Annotated in this window: 16 protein-coding genes and 1 pseudogene; 8 read left to right on the plus strand and 9 right to left on the minus strand. The window is 71.6% G+C overall.

Translation table 11 applies throughout. From position 1 onward, the window contains the following. On the plus strand, nucleotides 1–593 hold a 593-nt coding region (locus AOK17_RS21390), incomplete at its 5' end, for an NADPH-dependent FMN reductase (protein ID WP_055614131.1). A gap of 13 nt (nucleotides 594–606) precedes the next feature. Here the strand turns inward: AOK17_RS21390 and AOK17_RS21395 are convergent. Further along, complete coding sequence (locus AOK17_RS21395) at nucleotides 607–1,539, minus strand: aminoglycoside phosphotransferase family protein (RefSeq protein ID WP_055614132.1); 933 nt, start codon at nucleotides 1,537–1,539, stop codon at nucleotides 607–609. A 57-nt stretch (nucleotides 1,540–1,596) separates the two neighbouring features. Continuing rightward, entirely contained in the window at nucleotides 1,597–2,730 is a 1,134-nt protein-coding gene (locus AOK17_RS21400; RefSeq protein ID WP_055614133.1) for a protein kinase family protein, read from the minus strand. 258 nt (nucleotides 2,731–2,988) lie between these two features. On the opposite strand from AOK17_RS21400, the pseudogene AOK17_RS48630 reads away from it, so the two are divergent. Beyond that, a pseudogene (locus AOK17_RS48630) lies at nucleotides 2,989–3,420 on the plus strand (AAA family ATPase); the annotation flags it as partial. 16 nt (nucleotides 3,421–3,436) lie between these two features. On the opposite strand, the gene AOK17_RS21405 reads toward AOK17_RS48630, so the two are convergent. Together AOK17_RS21405 and AOK17_RS21410 are read right to left on the minus strand one after the other, a co-directional pair. Continuing rightward, nucleotides 3,437–3,871 carry a VOC family protein gene (locus AOK17_RS21405; protein ID WP_055614134.1) on the minus strand — a complete coding sequence of 145 codons (435 nt, stop codon included), beginning with the start codon at nucleotides 3,869–3,871 and terminating at the stop codon, nucleotides 3,437–3,439. Nucleotides 3,872–4,213: 342 nt separating this feature from the next. Further along, entirely contained in the window at nucleotides 4,214–5,857 is a 1,644-nt protein-coding gene (locus AOK17_RS21410; RefSeq protein WP_055614135.1) for a M4 family metallopeptidase, read from the minus strand. A gap of 219 nt (nucleotides 5,858–6,076) precedes the next feature. Between AOK17_RS21410 and AOK17_RS21415 the strand changes: the two genes are divergently transcribed. After that, nucleotides 6,077–6,490: a gamma-glutamylcyclotransferase family protein gene (locus tag AOK17_RS21415; RefSeq protein WP_245697266.1), complete on the plus strand. Its 414-nt coding sequence runs from the start codon at nucleotides 6,077–6,079 to the stop codon at nucleotides 6,488–6,490. A gap of 53 nt (nucleotides 6,491–6,543) precedes the next feature. On the opposite strand, the gene AOK17_RS21420 is transcribed toward AOK17_RS21415, so the two are convergent. From AOK17_RS21420 to AOK17_RS21430, 3 genes are all read right to left on the minus strand, one after another. Further along, entirely contained in the window at nucleotides 6,544–8,232 is a 1,689-nt protein-coding gene (locus AOK17_RS21420) for a SpoIIE family protein phosphatase (RefSeq protein WP_055614137.1), read from the minus strand. Between the two features lie 258 nt (nucleotides 8,233–8,490). Then, complete coding sequence (locus AOK17_RS21425; protein WP_055614138.1) at nucleotides 8,491–8,790, minus strand: hypothetical protein; 300 nt, start codon at nucleotides 8,788–8,790, stop codon at nucleotides 8,491–8,493. 153 nt (nucleotides 8,791–8,943) lie between these two features. Then, nucleotides 8,944–9,657: a SanA/YdcF family protein gene (locus AOK17_RS21430; RefSeq protein ID WP_079053189.1), complete on the minus strand. Its 714-nt coding sequence runs from the start codon at nucleotides 9,655–9,657 to the stop codon at nucleotides 8,944–8,946. Nucleotides 9,658–9,867: 210 nt separating this feature from the next. Here AOK17_RS21430 and AOK17_RS21435 point away from each other — a divergent pair, with 210 nt between their 5' ends. The 4 genes from AOK17_RS21435 (at nucleotide 9,868) to dnaG (ending at nucleotide 15,603) form a co-directional block, all read left to right on the plus strand. Further along, nucleotides 9,868–10,767 carry a sirohydrochlorin chelatase gene (locus AOK17_RS21435; RefSeq protein ID WP_079053190.1) on the plus strand — a complete coding sequence of 300 codons (900 nt, stop codon included), beginning with the start codon at nucleotides 9,868–9,870 and terminating at the stop codon, nucleotides 10,765–10,767. Between the two features lie 172 nt (nucleotides 10,768–10,939). Next, nucleotides 10,940–12,262 carry a deoxyguanosinetriphosphate triphosphohydrolase gene (locus AOK17_RS21440; RefSeq protein WP_055614139.1) on the plus strand — a complete coding sequence of 441 codons (1,323 nt, stop codon included), beginning with the start codon at nucleotides 10,940–10,942 and terminating at the stop codon, nucleotides 12,260–12,262. A 121-nt stretch (nucleotides 12,263–12,383) separates the two neighbouring features. After that, complete coding sequence (locus tag AOK17_RS21445; protein ID WP_055614140.1) at nucleotides 12,384–13,649, plus strand: NAD(P)/FAD-dependent oxidoreductase; 1,266 nt, start codon at nucleotides 12,384–12,386, stop codon at nucleotides 13,647–13,649. A 46-nt stretch (nucleotides 13,650–13,695) separates the two neighbouring features. Next, nucleotides 13,696–15,603: a DNA primase gene (gene dnaG / locus AOK17_RS21450; protein WP_055614141.1), complete on the plus strand. Its 1,908-nt coding sequence runs from the start codon at nucleotides 13,696–13,698 to the stop codon at nucleotides 15,601–15,603. An 82-nt stretch (nucleotides 15,604–15,685) separates the two neighbouring features. On the opposite strand, the gene AOK17_RS21455 is transcribed toward dnaG, so the two are convergent. Together AOK17_RS21455 and AOK17_RS21460 are read right to left on the minus strand one after the other, a co-directional pair. Next, nucleotides 15,686–16,708 (minus strand): nucleotidyl transferase AbiEii/AbiGii toxin family protein, encoded by a 1,023-nt coding sequence (locus tag AOK17_RS21455; protein ID WP_055614142.1) that lies wholly within the window; start codon nucleotides 16,706–16,708, stop codon nucleotides 15,686–15,688. Then, nucleotides 16,705–17,454 carry a hypothetical protein gene (locus AOK17_RS21460; RefSeq protein WP_425424624.1) on the minus strand — a complete coding sequence of 250 codons (750 nt, stop codon included), beginning with the start codon at nucleotides 17,452–17,454 and terminating at the stop codon, nucleotides 16,705–16,707. Before AOK17_RS21460 ends, AOK17_RS21455 begins: the two co-directional genes overlap by 4 nt. A gap of 102 nt (nucleotides 17,455–17,556) precedes the next feature. Here AOK17_RS21460 and AOK17_RS21465 point away from each other — a divergent pair, with 102 nt between their 5' ends. Then, nucleotides 17,557–18,852 (plus strand): RNA polymerase sigma factor, encoded by a 1,296-nt coding sequence (locus AOK17_RS21465; protein ID WP_055614144.1) that lies wholly within the window; start codon nucleotides 17,557–17,559, stop codon nucleotides 18,850–18,852. Nucleotides 18,853–18,886: the final 34 nt, after the last annotated feature.

Consider the following 18,886-nt stretch of genomic DNA (forward strand, 5'->3'; position numbering starts at 1 on the left):
CGCCCGTCCCCCTCCCCGAGCCCCTGAGGATCGCGGTGATCGTCGGGAGCAACCGGGAGGGCCGCTTCGGTCCGGTCGTCGCGGAGTGGCTGCTCGGCCGGATCCGGGACCGGACCGACCTCGCGGTGGACGTCGTCGACACCGCCGACGTACACCTGCCGACGGCCCTCTCCCACTCCCCGTCCGCCGAGGTGGCCGCCGAGCTGGGCAAGGTCACCCCCCACCTGGCCACAGCCGACGCCTTCGTCGTCCTCACCCCCGAGTACAACCACTCCTTCCCCGCGTCCCTCAAGACCCTCATCGACTGGCACTTCCACGAGTGGCGCGCCAAGCCCGTCGCCTTCGTTTCCTACGGAGGCATCTCGGGCGGCCTGCGCGCCGTCGAACAGCTCCGCCAGGTCTTCGCCGAACTCCACGCGGTCACCGTCCGCGACACGGTGTCCTTCCACAACGCGGGCGCCTCCTTCGACGACCAGGGCCGGCACAAGGACCCCTCGGCACCGGACGCGGCGGCCAAGGTGATGCTCGACCAGCTGGCGTGGTGGGGGCTGGCGCTGCGGGAGGCGAAGTCGGTTCGGCCGTACGGGGGTTGACCGGAACCGCGTCTCAGCCCCCTGCTCTGTCTCCGGACCCGTACTCGGCCAGCGCCTCCGCCACCGCCCGGTGTGCCACGGTGGCGAGTACGGGATTGGTGACCCGGTAGTGGTCCTCCGCGACCAGGCCGAAGCACAGGGCCCAGCCGCGTCCCCGCGCCCAGGTCGCGTCGTCGACGTCGGCCGCCTCGCGGAACAGGCCGCGGGTCTCCGGGGTGAAGACGGCCCAGGCGGCGAGCACGTCGGCCGCCGGGTCGCCGACGCCGAGACCGCCGAAGTCGATGACCGCGCCGAGGCGGCCTTGGTGGGCGAGCAGATTGCCCGGCAGGAGGTCGCCGTGGAGCCAGACCGGGTCGCCGTCCCACTGGGGGAGCCGCAGGGCCTCTTCCCAGGCGGCGGTTGCGAGGTCCGCGTCCAGCGTGCCCGCCGCGCCCAGGTCGCGGATCGCGCCACGGACGTCGTCCTCACCGTCGTCGGTGAGGGGCCCGCCCCGCCAGGACGGCGGCCCGCCGGTGGCGTCGATCTTCCGCAGCGCCGCGACGAACCGGCCCAACTCGACGGCGGCGTCGGCGAGTTCGGCGTGCCCGGTGAGAGGCGCGTCGTAGATGTTGTCGCCGTCCAGCCAGCGGAACACGCCCCACGGCAGTGCGTACCCCTCGCCGGGCGCACCCTTGGCGAGCGGTACCGGCACGGCCAGCGGGAGGTGCGGCGCCAGCCGCGGCAGCCACCGCTGCTCCTTGTCCACCTGCCGGGCCCCACCGGGCAGCCGCGGCAGCCGTACGACCATGTCGTCGCCCAGCCGGTACATGGCGTTGTCGGTCCCGGCCGAGCGGACCTCCCGGACGGGCAGCTCCGCCCACTCGGGGAACTGCTCCGCCACCAGCCGGCCGACGAGCGCAGCGTCGATGTCGAGTTCGTCGGCGTGCATCTTCGTCTTCGGCGGCATGGATCTCCGTAGGCCAGGCGTGGTCAGTCGTGGGTCAGTCGTTGGGAGATGGCGGGTTCAGGAGGCGAACAGATCGCGTCCGGCGCCGATCCGGTGGAGTTCCTCCGACGGATACGGCGTTCGCCTGCTCTCGTTCTGGAGCGTGCGGCTGAAGTCCGCGAACACCGAGGCCAGTGGCGCGTATCGCGTCACGATCGCCGCGGCGGCATCGGGGAGTTCGGCGGGGTGTGCGCCCTGGGCGCAGGCGCGGATCATTGCCTCGCGCTCGTCCCTCCCGTACTCGTAGACGGCGGTGATCAGCCATTTCACCAGGTACGTGATCGTGTAGCAGCGGTCGTAGGTCCGGTGCCGTTCGAAGAAGCGGGCGTGTTCCGGGGAGAGGCCGAAACCGGAGGACAGGGCCAGGCCGTAGTCGGCGAAGTACAGGCGCCGGCCGTCGGTCAGGATGTTCTCGAAGTGGGCGTCGAAGTGGATGAGCCCGCGCGAGTTCATGAAGGACGTGCCCGCGTGCAGGGCCTTGTCCACCCAGGAGCACGCCCGGTCCGCCGACTCGCCGCCCTCCTCGATCCGTTCGCCGAGCCATTGGTGGAGGGTCCCCGGGACGTACTCCAGAAAGAGGGTGAGGCTCGTCGAGGCATCCCGGAGCCCTTCGAGCCGCCGGCGTACTTCCGGGCTGCCGTCCCAGAACGCGACGACCTGGTCGACGTCGGCCAGCTCTTCGGGGAGAGCCGGTGCGTCGTCCAAGGCTCCCGAGTCGTCCGCGTCGCTCGCGTAGTCCGGCAGTACGCGCCAGTGGTACGTCAGCGGAAAGCCCTGGAAGTCGTTGGAGAGCACCCAGTTCGTGGTCATCTCGTGCACGGCCAGTTCCTGCCAGGCTCCGAAGCCGGGCCCGCCGATGCCGTAGTGGCAGATGGCGGGCAGCCCGTAGACGTTCGCGGTCGACCGGACGTTCCCCGGCAGCGTGTCCGCCGCGGTCAGGGGCACGCGTTTGACGAAGACCTGGGTGCCGTCGACATCCAGGAGCGCCGACCGCCCGCCGATGCCGGAACCGAGCGGGTCCGCCCCGCGCACGAGGGCGTTCAGTTCGTCGTCGTCGCACTTGGCCAGGGCGGCGGAGACGGCGCTGTACGTGGCCAGGCGCGCCCCGTGCGACCTGCTGGACGTGTCACCGCGGTACCGGGAATCGGGCATTGGGTCAGGGTTCCACAGGGGCACGGCCGGGGACACCGGAAATCGCCTCGGGATGATCCCGGAGCCCGGACGGCTCTATCTTGCTTGGGCAAAGGGCGGAGGGGGCGCGGGCTCGGCATCCTCAACAGGGCTGCACAGGCAAGGAGTTGGATATTGGTTATCGGTGCGCAGGACGGGCCGGACGGGCCGGACGCAGCGGATGCACCGGACCCGCAGGACGGGCCGGACGCACCGGACACGCCGGACACGGCCACGAGGCTGCGAGCGATCGGCGACGAGCTGTCGGACCGTTTCTACGAACGGGCCGACGTCGTGCGGACGTTGTTGGTGACGCTGCTCGCCGGACAGCACTCGCTGGTGCTCGGCCCGCCCGGGACGGCGAAGTCCGAGCTGGCGCGGGAACTCACGGGCAGGTTCGAGGGGGCGGCCTACTGGGAGATCCTCCTGTCGAAGTTCACCGCACCGACGCGGATGTTCGGCCCCATCGACGTCGCCGCGCTGGCCCGGGGCGAGTACCGCCAGGTCTACGACGGCCGCGCCACGACCGCGCACATCGCGTTCATCGACGAGATCTTCAAGTGCTCGACGGCGGCGCTGAACGAGACGCTGGGCTACCTCAACGAGCGGATCTACCACCCCGAGAGCGGCGGCGAGCCCATCCGCCGCCGACCTCTTCCGGGTGATCTGACCGTCCTGGCCGGAGCCGTCAGGGACGGGCGTACGGCCGGGTCAGGATCTCCATGTTGTGGCCGTCCGGGTCGGCGAAGTAGGCGCCGTGGCCGCCGAACAGGTCGTTGGTCCGGCCGGGTTCGGTGTGGCCGGGGTCCGCGTAGTACGTGACCCCGAGCACCTCCAGGCGGGCGATCATGGCGTCGAAGCGGGTGTCGGGCACGAGGAACGCGTAGTGCTGGGACTGGATCGGCCCGTCCCTGAACTCGTAGTAGTCGAGGGTCACGCCGTTGCCGAGGTCGACGGGAATGAAGGGGCCGAAGGGGGCGCCGACCTTCAGCTCCAGGACCGCGGCGAGGAACTCGGCCGACAGGTGGCGGTCCGTCGCGTAGACGACGGTGTGGTTCAACTGGGCTGTGGTCGTGGGCAGTTCGGAGGAATTCGGGTTCGGGTGCTGCTGGGCATGTGACATCAGTGAGGTGTCTCCGGGTCTTCGGGGGCGCGACGAAGGCGCGTGCCAACGCGCGCATGGACGCTCTGGGCATGGCGCACGCTCGGTCGGCGCGCCTGCTGCAAAGACACGGAGAAACGGCGGGGCCCTGGCCCGCCTCGCGCTCACGCCGAGGCCGGGAACCCCACTCGTGCATGGCCCAAGGCCGACCCGGCAGTCACCCGGCCGACCTTAGTGTCGGGCCGGGGCCGGGGCAACGTGGTTTCCCGGCCGAGCCCTCAGCGGGCTCACGCCTCTCACCGCGCCGCCCCGGGCCGCTCCGCGCTGCCCCGCCCCAGCCCTCGTCGTTCCACGAGCCCGGTGTCAGTTCACGGACACCGCCGACCAGGCCGCCCCCACCGCCCGGTACTCCGCGCTCGACGCCCCGTACAGATCCTTCGCCGCGCTCAGCGTGGCGACCCGCGCGCCCGCGTACTTCGTCGACGACGTCATGTAGACCGTCAGCGCCCGGTACCAGATCGCGCCGAGCTTGGCCCTGCCGATGCCGGTCACCTTCGCGCCGTTGCAGGTCGTGCCGTTGTGGGCGACGCCGCCGATGGTCTTCGGGCCGCTGCCCTCCGCGAGCAGGTACGCGAAGTGGTTGGCGACGCCCGAGGAGTAGTGGACGTCCAGGTCACCGACCGTGGAGGTCCAGCAGTCCGCGGAGTTGCCGTCCTTGGAGGGCTGATCCATGTAGCGCAGGGCGGAGCGGCCGAAGCCGGGCTTCACGATCTTCTCGCCGATCCGCCAGTCCCCGGGATCGGACGGGTTCTTGGCGTAGAACTCCACCAGCGTGCCGAAGATGTCCGACGTCGCCTCGTTCAGACCGCCGGGCTCGCCCGAGTACGTCAGCGCGGCCGTCTTGGACGTCACGCCGTGCGACATCTCGTGCCCGGCCACGTCCAGGGACACCAGCGGCCCGAAGGTCTTCCCGTCACCGTCCCCGTACGTCATGCAGAAGCAACTGTCGTCCCAGAACGCGTTGTTGTACGCGCTGCCGTAGTGCACCCGGTTGAACGAGCCCTTGCCGTCGCCCGCGATGCCGGTGCGCCTGTGGACGTTCTTGTAGTAGTCCCAGGTGGTGTCGGTGCCGTACTGCGCGTCCACCGCCGCCGAGGCGCGGCTCGAAGTCGCCCCGGTTCCCCAGTGGTTGTCGGCGTCGGTGAGGACGGGTGCGGGGGCACGCTGGTAGCAGATGATGAGGATGCAGGAGTCCGTCTTGTTCTTCGTGTCGCCCGTGTACGTGTTTCCCCGTGTGGGGTCGGAGAGTTGGTACGTCGAACCGGACCGCGTCGTCTCCAGCGGGACCTTGCCGCTGTAGAGGGATCGGCCGTCGCCGGTCGCCGTCTCGATGCTGTCCCAGGCGTCGATCTGCTTGCCGGTCACCGCGTCGGTGAGGACCACGCGGGCGACCGGGTTGCCGAGCGAGTCCTTGCCCCCGGCCTCGGTGCGCCAGGCCAGCTTCGGAGTGCCGTGCAGGGCGTCAACGACCAGCTGGGGCTTGGCGGTTATCTTGCGGAGCGTCTCGCCGACGTTCGCGAGGCGCAGTGCCGCGGCGGCCAGGTCGGCGGCCTTCGGGGCGGACACCGACGGTGTGATGCTCGCGAGGGAGAGCGGACGCGTGGTGGCCCGGTCGCTGGACCGGTAGTCGCCGGCCGCCGTCAGGTGGACCACGAAGTCGCCGCCCAGTACGGGGAGTTGGCGGTACGTCCGGTCGTAGCGCACATGCTGGGTGCCGTCCGCGTCGACGACCACGTCACGGGCCCTGGTGTCCTGCGCGGAGGTGAGGCCCAGCCGGGCGGCCTGGTCTGCGAGCACCGCCGCCGCGTTGCCGAGGACGGTGTCCCGGGTCGGCCCGTCGGCCGTCACCGCGCTCGGGGCCAGTGCTCCCGCCAGCAGAGTGGTGGCCGCCGCCGATATGCCGACGGTGGCGAGGCGCGAGCCTCGGATGTGCCGTGTCCGACTCATCGAACTCCTCGGGAAGGCACGCGAAACGCGTGGTGGTGGGGGGAGTGGGGAGTGACTGGTGGGGGTGTCCGCCCAGTTCTAGGTGGCCCGGACCTGGCATGTCCATAGCGGACTGCCGGGGGATGTGTGGGGATGTGTGAGGGGTGAGAATCGTTTCTGCAAAGGTCAAAGGCCAAAGGTCCGGGCATGCGACAGCGACCCGGGAGAGGAGACCACCGGGTGAGCGGCCGACTGCCCTTCTTCGTCTACGGGACCCTGCGCCCCGGCGAGCACAACCACGACCTCTTCCTGCGCGGCCGTACGCGCTCGGAGGTGCCGGGGCGGCTCACCGGCGCGGTGCTCTACGACGGGCCGGGCTACCCGTACGCCGTGGAGGAACCCGGCGGCGTGGTGTGCGGGGAACTGGTCACGGCCGACCCCGACCGGTACGGCCAACTCCTCGGCGCCCTCGACCGGTTGGAGGAGTACGCCCCGGGCGACCCCGCCAACCTCTACGAGCGCGTGGCCAGAGAGGTGACCCGGGAGGACGGCACGGACGTACGGGCGTGGGTGTACGTGGCGGCCCCGTCGGTCGCGGCGGCGCTGCGGGCGCGGGGCAGGCGCATCGACGGGGGCGACTGGCGAACGCGCTGAGGTGGGGGATCACACGACGCGGAGAGGCCCGGCGGCCATCGTGACCCCGTTCCCTAGGGAGCGAGCCGCGCCGCCATCACCGCCACATCGTCCTCCGCCGTGCCGCCCGGGACGAGGCCGGCCAGGAGGACGGCCAACTGGTCCTCCAGGGAGCCGTCGCTGGGCAGGCGCTGGCGGGTGAGGCGGCCCAGCCACTCGTCGACGTCCTGTTCCCGGCGCTCGACCAGACCGTCGGTGTAGAGGAGCAGGGTCCGGTCGGGAGCGCAGCAGCCGGTGACCATCTCGTAGCCGCCGAAGCCGGTGCCCAGAGGCGGGCCCACCGGCACGGGGAACAGGCCGACCCTGCCGTCGGCGGCCAGGATCGCGGGCGGCAGATGGCCGGCGCTCGTGTAGAGGCACTCGCCGCTCTCCGGATCGGCCAGGACCAGCAGACAGGTGGCGGGACGGTCGGTGCCGGAGCGGGTGATCAGCTCGTCCAGGCGTTCCAGCATGGCGTGCGGCGGCAGGCCGTCGGCGGCCACGACGCGGAGCATCGCCCGGTAGTGGCTCATGGCGACCGCGGCCTCGACGCCGTGGCCCATCACATCGCCCATGGCGAGCAGCGTGCGACGACGGGACATCGGGATGACGTCGTACCAGTCGCCGCCCACCAACGCGCTGTCCCCGGCGGGCAGATAGCGCGTGGCCACCTCGATCCCGGGACGGGGACACAGCCCTTCGGTCAGCAGCGCGCGCTGCAGCTCCACCGCGATGCCGTGCTCACGGGCGTAACGGCGGGCGTTGTCGAGGCCGATCGCGGCGCGCCCCACCAGGTCCTGGGCCATCACCACGTCCTGGTGCTCGAAGGGCGGCGAGTCCCCGACCCTGACGAGCACGACCACTCCCATCAGATGGCCGCGGGCGGTCAGCGGCACGACGAGGTCGGAGTGGACACCGACCGCGCGATGGGCCGGGAAATGCTCCATGTCCGGTATGGAACGGCTCAGTTCCTCGGCGCTGAGCTGGTTCTCCACCACGGGCCGGCCGCTGTCCAGGCAGCGCTGGACGCTCGACCCGTGCCGGTAGTGCAGCTGCTCGCCCACGGTCGCGCGGATCTCCACCAGATAGTCCTGGAGATGGGGCACGGCCGCGACCCCCGCCATACGCAGCAGGACCGGACCGTGGCGCTCGGGCGGCGGGTGGTGTTCGGGGAGGTGCTCCGAGCCGTGCGGGGCCGGGTACATCATCACCGCGGCCATGTCGGCGAGCTCCGAGGAGAGGAAGTCGGCCAGCTCGGCGCAGGTGTCGTCGACGCGGAGCGTGGTGCCGATGCGGGTGGCGGCCCGGTCCAGCAGGGCCAGCCGCTTGCGCACCCGCTCCAGCTCCCTGTGCTGATGCCGTACGCCGTTGATCACCATGATGACCACGGCCACGCCCACGACGTCCCCGTCGGCCTCGAGGCGGTGGTACGCGCCGCGCCAGCTGTGGTGTTCCAGGCCCGCCCCGGACAGCGTGACGCCGTCGTTGATGCCCTCGCGGGAACGCCCGTCGGCCAGCACCTCGCGCAGTACGCCCTTGCCGCGACCGGTGAACGGCAGTACCTCTTCGACGGCCCGGCCCAGGTGTTCGTCGGCGGGCTTCCCGCTGAGCCGGGCCAGCGCCGGGTTGACGTACAGATAGCGGAGTTCGGGATCGAGGATGCCGACACAGGCGGGGGTCGCGTCCAGCACCCCCAGCAACAGTCCGTCGCCCAGGCGGTCCATGAACCCATCCTGAACCGAGCCACGCACCCACGCATGTCGGAGATACCCCGGGGCGGCATGAGGGACGGGATCCGTCCGCGCAGGGCCTGGGGGGGAAGTTCCTGGCGGGCAGGAGCGGTGGCCGCCGCTCCTGCCCTCGGGCCCTGCTCAGAAGAATCCGCGTCCCTGCTCAGGAACCGCACCCTTGCTCAGGAACCACGCTCAGGAACCGCGGCCCTCGCTCAGGAGCCGCGGCCCTCGTTCATGAGCCGCGCCCACTCAGCACACGTACGCGTAGTACGGGACGTCACCCGGGTCCAGACCGATGCGTCCGACCCCGCCGGGGCCGATCTGGATACAGCTCGGGTCGAAGCCGTCGACTTCGACACTGGCGGAGATCGTGTAGTTGCACACGTTGTGGATGTCGGCCCAACCGTCGCCGTAGGCACCGAGCTTGGCGCATCCCGGCTCCTTCGCCGCCGCGTCGTCGTCCGCCACGGCGGTCGTCATGGCGGCCGGGGCCGAGAACAGCGCCGCCGCCATGGCGGCGACGAAGGCGGTACGCAGACCAGTCATCATGTGTCCCTTCTCCTGGGCCCGTTCGGATCCGAGCCCCTGAAAAAGACACTATACGTAATCAGTTGATTACAGAGCGCTGCGTAATCGCATTCACGCGGCAGGGTGACAGGCGCGCGTCAAACCTGGCGGACCGCGTGATCTGCGTCTCGTCGACTATCGGCCACCCGCCGCCAACGCCCGTTCCACGCCCGGCTCTTGGGGCCCGAGGAAGTGGGGATCCGGCTCGAAGACCGCGTCCAGCAGTGCCTTCCCCGCCGCGAAGACCTCCCGGGCGCCCCCGTAGTACCAGGTCGCGTCGTGCACCGCGTCCACCCCGACCCCGTACGACGTGACGCCCGCCTCTTGGCAGAGCGCGACCGCACGCCGGATGTGGAAGCCCTGGCTGATCAGCACCGCCTTGTCGACGCCGAAGATCTTCTTGGCGCGAACGCAGGAGTCCCAGGTGTCGAAGCCCGCGTAGTCGCTGACGATCCGCGCGTCGGGCACGCCACGTTCCGTGAGGTACGTACGCATGGCGTCCGGCTCGTCGTAGTCCTCGCGGCTGTTGTCGCCGGTGACCAGAACCACCTCCACGCGCCCGTCCCGGTACAGCCCGGCCGCCGCGTCCAGCCGGTGCGCGAGATACGGCGACGGCTCGCCGCGCCACAGGCCCGCCCCGAAGACGACCGCCACCTCGGTGCGCGGCACGTCCGCCGTCGTACGCAGCCGGTCGCCCGTGACCACGTACATCCACGTCGACGGGAGCAGCGCGAGGACGCACCCGGCCATCACGGCCTGCACGGCCCGGCGCTGCCCCGTCCGGGTGCGCGGCAGGCGCGGTCTCGGCAGGCGTGGCCGCGGCAGCTTCGGCAGCTTCGGACGACGCATCGGACGGTCCCTCCCCAGGTGGCCTCGACCCTGAGGACGCCCGTTACGGTGATCCGGTTCGCCCGGCGCACAGTGACCAGCTTCACCCGGGAAGCCGAAACGGCAGGTCACCGCACCTCACAGACCCCGTACACCCCACCGTGAACCCCCGGAAAACACCCGTCATTCCGGCGCAACGGGGAGGCAACCTCCGACCCGCACCATCGGTGCATGACGGCGTCGAACCCTCCTCGCGACGAGTCCCAGCCCCGCCCCGGCGGCCAGCCGCTGCGTGGCGTCCACCTCGACAGTACGGCGCAACTCATGAACCGGATCGGCAGTCAGCTCGGCAGTCAGCTCAGCCTCGTGTCCCTCAACGGCACCCGGCGTCCCGCCCCGCCCGCGCTCGTCCTCGTGGGCCACGGCAGCCGCGACCCGCGCGCCCTGAGCACCGTCCGGACCCTCCTGGCCCGGATCCGCGACCTGCGCCCCGGCCTGCCCGTGCACCTGGGGCACATCGAGCTGAACGAGCCCCTGCTGCCCGACACGCTCGCGGGCCTCGGCACCGGCGACGCCGTGCTCGTACCGCTGCTGCTCAGCCGCGGCTACCACGTCAAGCAGGACATCCCCGAGGCCGCGGCCGTCGCACGGGCGAACACCCGCATCGCCGGGCCGCTCGGCCCGCACCCGCTCCTCGTGGAGACGCTGCACGAGCGCCTGACCGAGGCCGGCTGGCAGGCGCCCCGGGACGAGGCCGAGCGCCGGGCGAGCGGGGTCGTGCTCGCCGCCGCCGGATCCCGCGACCCCGACGCGGCCGTCGACACCCGCCGCACCGCGGGCCTCCTGGCCGAGCGGCTCGGCGTCCCCGTCCTCCCGGCGTACGCCTCCGCCGCGGCCCCCACCGTCCCCGAAGCCGTCCGCGCCCTCACCGCCCGGGGCCGCCATCGCGTCGCCGTCGCCTCCTACTTCACGGCCCCCGGCCGCTTCTCCACCGAGTGCGCGGCGGCGGCCCCCTGGATCGCCTCGGCCCCCCTGGGCGCCCACCCGTCGATGGCCCGCCTGATCCTGCACCGCTACGACCGGGCGCTCGCGACCTCGATCACCGGGACACCGGCCCTGGCTTCGGCGTAGGCGCTCCGCTCGGCCCGGTGTGTCGACTGCGGGTCCGTGGTGGCTGGTCGCGCGCTTCCCCGCGCCCCTGAAAGCACCGGCGACGGCCGTGCCCCGAAGCGGCGCGGGGCAGACGCGCAGGCGCGCAACACCCCCGCCCCAATTGTCAGCCGCTCCGCTTACTGTTCAAGACATGGAAGGCACCAGCACCGAAACCACCCAACACCCGTACGAGCACCACATCGCACCCCCCGGCTACGACGTCACGTCAGTGGAACGTTGGGCCACGGAGCCGGACAAACGCCCCGGCCGCACCGCCTTCCAGCGCGACCGCGCCCGCGTCCTGCACTCCTCGGCCCTGCGCCGCCTCGCAGGCAAGACGCAGGTCGTCACCCCCGGCACCCGCAGCCAGGTCTGGGACGCGAGCCCCCGCACCCGCCTGACCCACTCCCTGGAGTGCGCCCAGGTCGGCCGCGAGCTGGGCGCCGCCCTCGGCTGCGACCCCGACCTCGTCGAGGCGGCCTGTCTCTCCCACGACCTGGGCCACCCGCCCTTCGGGCACAACGGCGAGCAGGCACTGAACGAGTTCGCGGAGGACTGCGGCGGCTTCGAGGGCAACGCGCAGTCGCTCAGACTGCTCACCCGCATCGAGCCCAAGCGCTTCGTGACAAGCGAAGCGAGCGGCGACCTCGTCAGCGTCGGCCTCAACCTCACCCGCGCCGCCCTGGACGCCGCCACCAAGTACCCCTGGCCGCGCGGCGCCCACCCGGCCGACCCGAAGTCCCCGAAGTTCGGGGTCTACGACGACGACCGCCCCGTCTTCGACTGGGTCCGCCAGGGCGCCCCCGGCACCCGCACCACCTTCGAGGCCCAGGTCATGGACTGGGCCGACGACGTGGCGTATTCGGTGCACGACGTCGAGGACGGCCTGCACGCGGGCCACATCGACCCCAACTGCCTGCACGCCGATCCCGAGCGGCAGGAGATCTTCGCGGTCGCCGTCGGCCGGTACGTCCCGGTGGACACCGACCCCGCCGAGCTCGGCGAGGCCCTCGACCGCCTCCTGGACCAGGAGTGGTGGCCGCACGGCTACGACGGCTCGGCGGTCGCGCAGGCCCGGCTGAAGGACGCCACCAGCCAGCTCATCGGCCGGTTCTGCCTCGCCGCCGAGGGCGCGACGCGCGCGGCGTACGGGACGGGCCGGCTCACGCGGTACGCGGCCGAACTGGTCGTTCCGCACGCGGCCCGCCTGGAGTGCGCGGTCCTCAAGGCCGTCGCCGACCGGTACGTCATGCAGCGCGCCGAGCAGGAGCGGCTCCGCGCCGACCAGCGGATCGTGGTCGCCGAGCTCGCGGAGGCGCTCACCGCCCGCGCGCCGGACGGCCTGGACCCGCAGTTTCGAGCCCTGTTCGACCAGGCGCCGGACGACCGTGCCCGCAAGCGGGTGATCGTCGACCAGATCGCGTCCCTGACGGACGCCTCCGCGCGATCACTGCATGCGAGGCTCACGGGGTAGCTGTGGCGTCCGGACGGGGAGGGCGTGACCCTGCGTGGCCTGATCGGGCCACTCCCTCTTCCCCCATCACGCTCCGTGCGGGACGCTCGCATGTGGCGACATCCTTACGAGGAGGCATCAAGTGGTCGACGCAGATCAGACATTCGTCATCGTCGGAGGCGGGCTGGCCGGCGCGAAGGCGGCCGAGACGCTCCGGGCGGAGGGCTTCACCGGCCGCGTGATACTGATCTGTGACGAGCGGGACCACCCGTACGAACGCCCGCCGCTGTCCAAGGGCTATCTGCTCGGCAAGGAGGAGCGCGACAGCGTCTTCGTCCACGAGCCCGCCTGGTACGCGCGCAACGACGTCGAGCTGCACCTCGGCCAGACCGTCGACGCGATCGACCGGACCGCGAAGACCGTCCGCTTCGGTGACGACGGCACGCTCGTCCACTACGACAAGCTGCTGCTCGTGACCGGCTCCGAACCGCGCCGCCTCGACATCCCGGGCACGGACCTCGCGGGCGTCCACCACCTGCGGCGCCTGGCCCACGCGGAGCGCCTCAAGCACGTACTGACCGCCCTCGGCCGGGACAACGGCCACCTCGTCATCGCGGGCGCCGGCTGGATCGGCCTGGAAGTCGCCGCGGCAGCCCGTGAGTACGGCGCCGAGGTCACCGTCGTCGAGCACGGGCCGACCCCGCTGCACTCGGTCCTCGGCCCCGAGCTCGGCCAGCTCTTCGCCGAGCTGCACCGCGAGCACGGCGTCCGCTTCCACTTCGGCGCCCGGCTCACCGAGATCACCGGCCAGGACGGCATGGTCCTGGCGGCCCGCACGGACGACGGCGAGGAGCACCCCGCGCACGACGTCCTGGCCGCCATCGGAGCCGCCCCGCGCACCGGCCTCGCCGAGGCCGCGGGCCTCACGATGGTCGACCGCGCACAGGGCGGCGGCATCGCGGTCGACGAGCAGCTGCGCACCTCCGACCCCGACATCTACGCGGCCGGTGACGTGGCCGCCTTCCACCACGCGCTGTTCGACACCCGGCTGCGCGTCGAGCACTGGGCGAACGCCCTGAACGGCGGCCCGGCGGCGGCCCGCGCGATGCTGGGCCGCGAGCTGACGTACGACAGGGTGCCCTATTTCTTCTCCGACCAGTACGACGTAGGGCTCGAGTACTCGGGCTGGGCGCCCCCGGGCACGTACGACCAAGTGGTGATCCGGGGAGACGCGGGCAAGCGCGAGTTCATCGCCTTCTGGGTGAAGGAAGGACGGGTGCTGGCCGGGATGAACGTGAATGTGTGGGACGTCACGGACCCGATCCAGCAACTGATCCGGACCCGGACCCAGGTGGACTCCGAGGCACTCGCGGACCCGCACGTTCCGCTGGACAGTCTGGTCCCATGACCGACGGCGGCGCTCGACTGTCACACCGTCCCCGTAGAATCCATGCGTGGCTGGAAGGATCAACGACGAGGACGTGAAGGCTGTTCGGGACGCGGTCCCGATCGACGCCGTGGTCTCGGAGTACCTCCAGCTGCGCAACGCGGGCGGCGGAAACCTCAAGGGTCTCTGCCCCTTCCACGACGAGAAGTCACCGTCCTTCCAGGTCAGCCCGAGCAAGGGGCTCTTCCACTGCTTCGGCTGCCAGGAGGGCGGCGACACCATCACGTTCGTGATGAAGGTCGACCACCTCACCTTCTCGGAGTCGGTCGAGCGCCTCGCCGGCCAGGCGGGCATCACGCTGCGCTACGAGGAGGGCGGCTACAACCCCTCCAACCAGCGCGGCGAGCGCATCCGCCTGGTCGAGGCCCACAAGATCGCCGCCCAGTTCTACATCGAGCAGCTCGACACCAGCTCCGAGGCCGACACCGGCCGCAAGTTCCTCGCCGAGCGCGGCTTCGACCAGGCCGCGGCCACCCACTTCGGCGTCGGCTACAGCCCCCAGGGCTGGGACCACCTCACGCGCTACCTCCGCGGCAAGGGCTTCAGCGACAAGGAGATCCTCCTCTCCGGCCTCTCCCAGGAGGGCCGCCGCGGCCCCATCGACCGCTTCCGTGGCCGGCTCATGTGGCCGATCCGCGACATCGGCGGCGAGGTCGTCGGCTTCGGCGCCCGCAAGCTGTACGAGTCGGACAACGGCCCGAAGTACCTGAACACGCCCGACACGCCGATCTACCGCAAGTCCCAGGTCCTCTACGGCATCGACCTCGCCAAGAAGGACATCGCCAAGAGCAGCCGGGCGGTCGTGGTCGAGGGCTACACGGACGTGATGGCCTGCCACCTCGCCGGCATCACGACGGCCATCGCGACCTGCGGCACGGCCTTCGGCGGCGACCACATCAAGATCCTCCGACGGCTCCTGATGGACAACGGCTCGGCGCGCGTGATCTTCACCTTCGACGGCGACTCGGCCGGCCAGAAGGCCGCCCTGCGGGCCTTCGAGGACGACCAGAAGTTCGCCGCCGAGACGTACATCGCGATCGCCCCGGACGGCATGGACCCCTGCGAGCTGCGCCTGGCGAAGGGCGACGCGGCGGTCGCCGACCTGGTCGAACCCCGCACCCCGCTCTTCGAGTTCGCCCTGCGCCAGATCATCCTGCGCTACGACCTGGAGACCCCCGCGGGCCGCGCCGCCGCGCTCGACGAGGCGGCCCCGATCGTCGCCCGCATCAAGAACAGCGGCGCCCAGCACGAGGTCGCCGTCCAGCTCGCGGGCATGCTCGGCATCCTCGACACGCAGTTCGTCGTCAAGCGCGTCGCCCAGCTGGCCCGCTGGGCCCGCGACCGCGGCGGCAAGGGCCCCGCGCCCACCGGCAACGGCCGCCCCCCGCAGAGCTACGAGAACAGCGGACCCAGACCCTCCTCGGGCCCCGCCCTGACTCTCCGCAACCCGGTCTTCGCCACCGAGCGCGAACTGCTCAAACTCGCCCTCCAGCGCCCCGACCTGGTCTCCCCGGCCTTCGACGCGTACGGCGTGGACGAGTTCACCGCCCCGCCGTACGCGGCCGTCCGCGAGACGATCATGGAGGCGGGCGGCGCGGAGTACGGCGTCCAGGACCCGCAGGAGTACCTGATCCGCGTCCGCGAGGCCGCTTCCGACGACGCGGTTCGCGCCATGGTCACCGAGCTGGCCGTCGAGGCCATCATGCGCAAGACCGTCGACGAGCACTACGCGGGCGAGCAGCTGGTCACCGTCCGCCGCCGCGCCGTCGAGCGCCGCGTCCGGGACGTCCAGGGCGCCCTCGCCCGCGCCAGCGCCCAGGGCGACCCGGTCCAGCTGGCCGCCGTGCAGAACGAGTTGTGGGTGCTCCAGCAGTACGACCAGGCCCTGCGCGAGAAGGGCGCGGGCGCGCTCTGACACGGGCCGGGCCCGCGCTCCGAGACGGCCGGGCCCGCGCTCCGGGACGAGGGGACGTGCGAGGCCCGCGCTCCGAGGCGGGTCAGTTCCCGGCCGGGGAGTACGGCGGAGCCGGCGGCTGCCCGTCGAACGTCGGTGTCACGGCCCGCACCAGCCGGTCGGTGAACTCCCGCTCGGCGTCCGCGAACCGCGGATACTCCGTGACGAAGTGCTCCCACTCCACATATCCCAGCGACTCCACCAGGTCCTCCAGGAAGACCCCCTCGCGGTACTGCCGGGGCCACTCGCCCGACAGCCGGAACACCTCGTGCAGCAGCTCGTGGCGCAGCGGGTGCCGTTCGGCGAGGAGCACGGCGTCGTACAGGTCCTTGCCCTGCGCGTGCATGTCGTTGATCAGCCACATCAGCTTCCAGGCCAGCGACAGCCCGGGAGTCGCGGCCCACACGACCGTGCCGCCCGGCAGCTCCACCGGCTCCGGCTCCTCGGGCAGGCGCTCGTTGAAGACGAAGTCGAGCTGGACATGCCCGCCGGGCAGACCGGGCGCACCCCAGGGCAGCACCATGCGGCGCCCCGGCACCCGGTCGTACGTCCAGATGTCCTCGACCACCGCGCCCCGCGCCGAGATGCCGACCTCCCGCCCGCGCTCGTCGGCCAGCGCTTCGGCGGCCTCCGCGATCCCGTCGAGCATCCGGGCGGTACGCCCCTCGTCGACCCGCCAGGTGCGCGGCACGACGACGAAGTCCAGGTCGCCGGGCTCGCGGGCGGCGTCCCCGAACCACGCCGACATCAGCACACTGCCGCGCAGCACCAGCGACTCGACCCACTCCGAGCCGGCGATCGCCGCGAGCACGAGATCCAGCGCCCGGCGTCGCGCGGACCGCCAGGCCTCGCCCCTGGCCGGGTCGGAGAAGCCGGGGTCGGTGGCCCGGTAGGCGTTCTGGTGGTGCTTCATGGCCGGGTCGAAGACCGGCCGCTGCACCGCGTCGTACGCCTCCACCCAGTGCAGCGTCCGCGGCAGGTCCTGCGCCCGGCGGGTGGCCTCGTCCAGCGGCTCCCGGGGTATCTCGACGCTCCGCCAGCCGAACTGCTGCCACGTCCCGCTCATCCCAGCACCTCCTCGGTCGCTCTCGGTATCTGCGTCTGCTCCACGGGCACTCCGCGCGACATGCGCGCCCCGGCTTCCTCGATCCACCCGTCGTCGACGGAGAGATCACTGTCGTGGAGCACGAACTCCCGCTCCACATCGGCCACTTCGAACCCGCACAGCTCAGCGAGCAGCAGCTCCAGCAGCCGTCCGGCCCCCTCCGCGTCCACGCCCCGGCACCGCTGGGTCACGAACCGCTCGTGCCGCCGTCCGGTGCCGCCGGTGCCGTCGATCTCGCTGTCGCGCACCCGCCGGGCGTTCCACGAGAGATGGGCGCCGTGCGGGACGACCCTCGCGGCCAGGGCGTCGAGGTCGGTGCCCGCGTCCAGCAGCAGCTTCACGTGATGCTCGAAGTACCGCTCGTCGCCGCCGGTTCCACAGGGTTCGCGCGGTACCTCGGGCGCCCACGGGGACGACTCGATCTTGACGCGTACGGGCACGAATCCGTCGGCCCGCAGATGCGCGGCGACTTCCCGGGCCCGGGCCGATTCGGCGGCGTACGACGGGGAACCCGTCAACGTGACCATCGGCTGCGAAGGCATCCGGCCGCGTGCCAGCACGATGTGCGTCAGCTTGAGGCCGGCCCCGGCCGCCCAGCACCGCAGCCGTTCCGATTCGGCGGCGCTGTCGCAGCGGACCGTCACGTGAGTTTCGTAGTGGGAACCGGACACTCGGGGATCGTGCCAGATCAGGGTACGAACGGGCACGCGAGTTTTCCGCGAGGGTAACCACGCGGTCACGGACCGGACTCAAAAAGTCACCGCACGCCCCTCGTGGCGACGATGTGTCGTACTCCACACTGGGTTCCGGTGCCTGAGTCCTCGGAGCGCGGCCGACCCGAACGCGACGGGTCCATTGCCCCCGCGGTTCCGCTCAATGACTTCGGGAGGGACAGCGGCAAGGCCGTCGGCCCCATCCCTGACGTACCGCTGCCGCACGCCTCAGCAGCGACATTCCTGGAGGTCGCCCCCGTGCAGACCCAGACCCTCACCCAGACCGACAACACCGGCGACACGGACACGGATTCCGACGTCATCGGGGCCGTACCCGCGCAGAGCCGTGCCGCGCACCACCCCGAGACGGCGGCGGAGCCGGAGGGCTCGCCGGCCGAGCCCGACGAGCCGCCCGTCACCCTCGTGGAGACCGAGGCGCCGGAGCCGGTGGAAGTGCCCCGCGGGCGTACGGACACCGGTGGGCCCTCGTCCGACCTGTTCCGCCAGTACCTGCGGGAGATCGGCAGGATCCCGCTGCTCACCGCGGCGGAGGAGGTGGAGCTGGCGCGCCGGGTCGAGGCCGGCCTCTTCGCGGAGGAGCGGCTGCGGCTGGCCTCCGACCTGGACAGCCAACTCGCCCTGGACCTCGACAAGTTGGTGGTCATGGGCCGGATGGCCAAGCGCCGGCTCATCGAGGCGAACCTCCGGCTGGTCGTCTCCGTCGCCAAGCGGTACGTGGGGCGCGGGCTGACCATGCTCGATCTGGTCCAGGAGGGAAACCTGGGGCTGATCAGGGCGGTTGAGAAGTTCGACTACGCCCGGGGGTACAAGTTCTCGACGTACGCGACCTGGTGGATCCGCCAGGCCATGTCCCGGGCCCTCGCCGACCAGGCCCGGACGATCCGAGTGCCCGTCCACGTGGTCGAGTTGATCAACCGGGTGGTGCGGGTGCAGCGGCGGATGCTGCAGGAACGGGGGTACGAGCCGACGCCGGAGGAGGTCGCGGCGCACCTGGATCTCCCCAGCGAGCGGGTGAGCGAAGTCCTGCGTCTGGCCCAGGAGCCGGTGTCCCTCCACGCTCCTGTGGGCGAGGAGGACGACGTTGCCCTCGGGGACCTCATCGAGGACGGGGATGCGACGAGTCCTGTGGAGTCGGCGGCGTTCCTGCTCCTTCGCGAGCACCTGGAGGCGGTTCTCTCGACCCTCGGCGAGCGGGAGCGGAAGGTGGTCCAGCTCCGCTACGGGTTGGCGGACGGCCGCCCCCGCACGCTGGAGGAGATAGGCCGCATCTTCGGGGTCACCCGCGAACGCATCCGCCAGATCGAATCCAAGACCCTCAACAAACTCCGCGACCACGCGTTCGCGGACCAACTGCGGGGCTACCTGGACTGACCAGGCATTTCTACGCCCCCGCCGCCCCTACCCA

Origin of the sequence: Streptomyces phaeochromogenes (assembly GCF_001418655.1) — a bacterium.
GTDB classification, from domain to species: domain Bacteria; phylum Actinomycetota; class Actinomycetes; order Streptomycetales; family Streptomycetaceae; genus Streptomyces; species Streptomyces phaeochromogenes.

Bases quoted from the DNA above. Each gene is read 5' to 3' on its own strand.
- AOK17_RS21420 (WP_055614137.1), bottom strand. From the start codon at position 8,232: ATGGACCGCCTGGGCGACGGACTGTTGCTGGGGGTGCTGGACGCGACC.
- AOK17_RS21440 (WP_055614139.1), top strand. From the start codon at position 10,940: ATGGAAGGCACCAGCACCGAAACCACCCAACACCCGTACGAGCACCAC.
- AOK17_RS21435 (WP_079053190.1), top strand. From the start codon at position 9,868: ATGACGGCGTCGAACCCTCCTCGCGACGAGTCCCAGCCCCGCCCCGGC.
- AOK17_RS21400 (WP_055614133.1), bottom strand. From the start codon at position 2,730: ATGCCCGATTCCCGGTACCGCGGTGACACGTCCAGCAGGTCGCACGGG.
- AOK17_RS21395 (WP_055614132.1), bottom strand. From the start codon at position 1,539: ATGCCGCCGAAGACGAAGATGCACGCCGACGAACTCGACATCGACGCT.
- AOK17_RS21430 (WP_079053189.1), bottom strand. From the start codon at position 9,657: ATGCGTCGTCCGAAGCTGCCGAAGCTGCCGCGGCCACGCCTGCCGAGA.
- AOK17_RS21455 (WP_055614142.1), bottom strand. From the start codon at position 16,708: ATGAGCGGGACGTGGCAGCAGTTCGGCTGGCGGAGCGTCGAGATACCC.
- AOK17_RS21405 (WP_055614134.1), bottom strand. From the start codon at position 3,871: ATGTCACATGCCCAGCAGCACCCGAACCCGAATTCCTCCGAACTGCCC.
- AOK17_RS21425 (WP_055614138.1), bottom strand. From the start codon at position 8,790: ATGATGACTGGTCTGCGTACCGCCTTCGTCGCCGCCATGGCGGCGGCG.
- AOK17_RS21410 (WP_055614135.1), bottom strand. From the start codon at position 5,857: ATGAGTCGGACACGGCACATCCGAGGCTCGCGCCTCGCCACCGTCGGC.